Annotated in this window: 3 protein-coding genes; 2 read left to right on the top strand and 1 reads right to left on the bottom strand. The window is 32.0% G+C overall.

Going from position 1 to position 3,231, the window contains the following annotated elements; translation table 11 throughout:
* Window positions 1-88: 88 nt before the first annotated feature.
* Complete coding sequence (traM, locus tag GOQ24_RS13865) at window positions 89-1,336, top strand: conjugative transposon protein TraM (RefSeq protein WP_160339969.1); 1,248 nt, start codon at window positions 89-91, stop codon at window positions 1,334-1,336.
* Between the two features lie 24 nt (window positions 1,337-1,360).
* Window positions 1,361-2,230 (top strand): conjugative transposon protein TraN, encoded by an 870-nt coding sequence (gene traN, locus GOQ24_RS13870; protein ID WP_160339970.1) that lies wholly within the window; start codon window positions 1,361-1,363, stop codon window positions 2,228-2,230.
* Window positions 2,231-2,448: 218 nt separating this feature from the next.
* Here the strand turns inward: traN and GOQ24_RS13875 are convergent.
* The coding region (locus GOQ24_RS13875) for a hypothetical protein (RefSeq protein WP_160339971.1) at window positions 2,449-3,231 on the bottom strand (783 nt) is incomplete at its 5' end.

Consider the following 3,231-nt stretch of genomic DNA (forward strand, 5'->3'; position numbering starts at 1 on the left):
GATAAATCATACAAGGTAAAACTTACTTTACCTATGCTTTATAATAGGACAATAGAATTAAAACCAATTAAAATTTTAAAGAAAACTTATGCAAAGTAACAATCAAAGTTCAAAAGGTTTTGTCTTAGAGAAATACAAAAATGGAATTTTTAATAAATATAAAAAATACTTTGTTTACTTGGGGCTATTTGGAATTTTCTCAGTGGTTATGTATTTTCTTTTCTTGTATGAAACCTCCAACAAAAGTGATATTAACCCAATTATTCCAGAGGTTACTAATATTGAACTACCCTCGGATAAACTCAAGGCCTATGAGCAAGAGTTTTTAAAGGCCAGAAACACAAGTAATAGTCATAGTAATCAAACACTTTTGGATTATTATATTGAAAAAGATTCCGTGCAACAGGTAAGTGATTACCCTAACTTAGAGTGGTCTTCCAAGCGGCGCTCTTTAGAGAATTATCAACTTGCTAATCAGGCCGTTTCAGAGTTTTATAAACCAGAGAAAGACAAGGATGATTATAACAAACTTTTTAAAGAGCTAGATCAGTTAAAATCCGAGCTAAAACAAGGGGTTGATAATAGGCAAGTGAGAAACCAAGAACACTTAGAGTTAATGCAGAAATCTTTTGAGATGGCCTCTCGGTATATACCCGGGAGTCAACCAGAGGTTAAAAGTGATCTTTTGGGATTTAAACAAAGCCCTAATAAAAATATAGCAGCGGTAGAATCTGATTTTAAATCACTTAATGTTGTATCGTCTTTAAAGTTGAGTTCTACCTTAAAAGGGGATTCAACTTTCAATTCAAAACAAAAGGTAAATGGGTTTAATACCGCTTATACCACTACTGAATCACTAGGGTTTAAAAATTCAATAAAGGCAAGTATACTCGAGCATCAAACAATTGTAAATAACGGATGGGTGAAACTTTTGCTTTTAGAGGATATTTTAATTCAAGGAGCTCCTTTGGGCAAACAAAGTGTTATAGTGGCAAGAGTTACTCTTAATAGTGGTCGAGCTGAGTTTGTTGTGGAATCCATAAAGTTAGATCAAAGCATTGTTGAGGTAGAATTAATTGGCTATGACCGATTTGGTCAAAGGGGACTAGAGGTATTAAATTCTCAAGAGATTGATGCGAGTAAAGAAATTCTAGCTAATGCAGGTCAGAGTACTGCAACGAGTATTTCTATGACCAAGAGTGTTGCAGATCAAATTGCAGGAGATTTAACAAAGGGAATCATTCAAGGGGTATCAGGCTACTTTTCAAAGAAAGTAAAAACCCAACGAGTAACCTTTAAAAAAGGACAAGAGGTTTTCTTGTTACCCAAACAATAAAAATAACTAATAAACATGAAAATTATGAGATTTATTATAACATTTAGCTTAGTTCTAATGCAAATCATGGCAGTAGGACAAAATAGTAAACTGCACAATAATCTTACTAGTGCAGAGATAAAACCTTTTCAAATAGAGTTAACTTTAAACAAAACAACACATATTTTATTTGACAGTAGTATCCGATATGTTGATTTAGGTAGCAGCGATATTATAGCCAGTAAGGTTGAATCAGCTGAGAATGTTTTACGCTTGAAAGCGATAAGTTCAGAAATAACACAAACCAACTTTACAGTTATCACTCAAAGTGGTTTGTTTTATAACTTTAATGTAAATTATAGTGATAACCCTGAGAATTTGAATTATGATTTAAAGAAACTACAAACCGAAAAGGAGCGTTTAAATAGTAATATTCTTTTTCAGGAGTTTGGTCAAACTAGTCCTACTCTTGTGGATTATTTTTTGGAATCTATTGTCAAAAGAGATAAGAGTTTTTTAAATATTTCAGATTCAAGTTTTGGGATTAAAGTGCAGTTAAAGGGTATTTACACTCAAGAAGGGAAGTTGTACTTCCACTTGTCTTGGCAAAATAAAAGTAATTTAGATTATCATTTAGACTATGTTAGTTTTAAGCTTTTAGATAAAAAGCTATCAAAGAAAAGTACCATTGAGCAGATAGATTTAAAACCTATAAAGTCTTACAGGGATATTAATGTGGTTAAAAGCCATCAAAGTATAGAGAATGTTTTTGTGTTGGATGCTTTTGATTTATCTAACTACAAAATATTGCGTATTGATATTAACTCGGATATGCTTTGGCAGAGTTTAAGGGTGAGTCATCGAGATATTTTAAAGGCAAAGAAAATCAATAAACTAGCCGTGAGATATCAATAAATAGTAAGTAGTTATAAGTTATAAAAAGGTTGTAAGATTTTAATTATTGTATCTTATTTTAAGAGATAGCTTAAAATTGCGGTATAGCTTATAACATTGTCTCTTTAGGTGTGATTAACAAATAAAACAAGAAAATAAACCCCTGTCTTTTTTTTAAGACAGGGGTTTTACTTTTAATTTAATTGTACTAATTAGCACAATAGTATTAGCTTATCATTTTACCATGCTACACCTGTTAGATACCTTAGAGATACTTTATTGGTTACAGGATGAGTGTAAGGAGAGATAATAACAATTATTTTATCCTCTCCAGAGTAGTATGTATAGGCATAAAACTGTGTTGTATACATACTCTCATCTAAAGGTTTAAAGCCTAAAGGTATAAGAGAATTATCTATAAATTCTCTTGCATCAAGTAGGGATTCATATCCCACTAGATAACCTTGAGCTGATGCCCCGTATAAGGTTTCATTTATACCTATGTTATCCTCAGTTGCTTTTTCGCTGATATAGTTTAAGTAATCTTCTTGCTCAGGTACCTCAAGAGCAACTCTTCTATAAGGTGAATTATACTTTAATAATTGTTGATCAATATACTGCTCAGCAGCTTTTTGTTCGTCCCTAGTTGCTAATTGTCTTAGGTAAGGAAGAGCGTGCTTTTTATCAATAATACTAATGAAGGTAAAGTCGATATTATCATCGCGTTGGATGACTTTAATTTTTGCCTGACTTGTGGCTTGTTTGTATGTAACTGTTAAAGTAGCTTCTCCAATTTGTAAAGCATTGATATAGTACTTTTCATCTACCTTTTCAACATCAGCTACGTCCTTATTGTTTAATGAAAACTCATATTGAGCATTCGTATCATTATCACTATTTTTGATTATTAGTTCTACGTAATCTTTGTACTTTATACTCTGCTGTTCAAAATTTAAGGTTACTGAGGTTTTTGGTGGTTCTGGCTCCCCTGGTATTTTTACCTCAGTTGTGTTATCATCACT

Origin of the sequence: Myroides sp. LoEW2-1, from assembly GCF_009767705.1 — a bacterium.
Taxonomy (GTDB): domain Bacteria; phylum Bacteroidota; class Bacteroidia; order Flavobacteriales; family Flavobacteriaceae; genus Flavobacterium; species Flavobacterium album_A.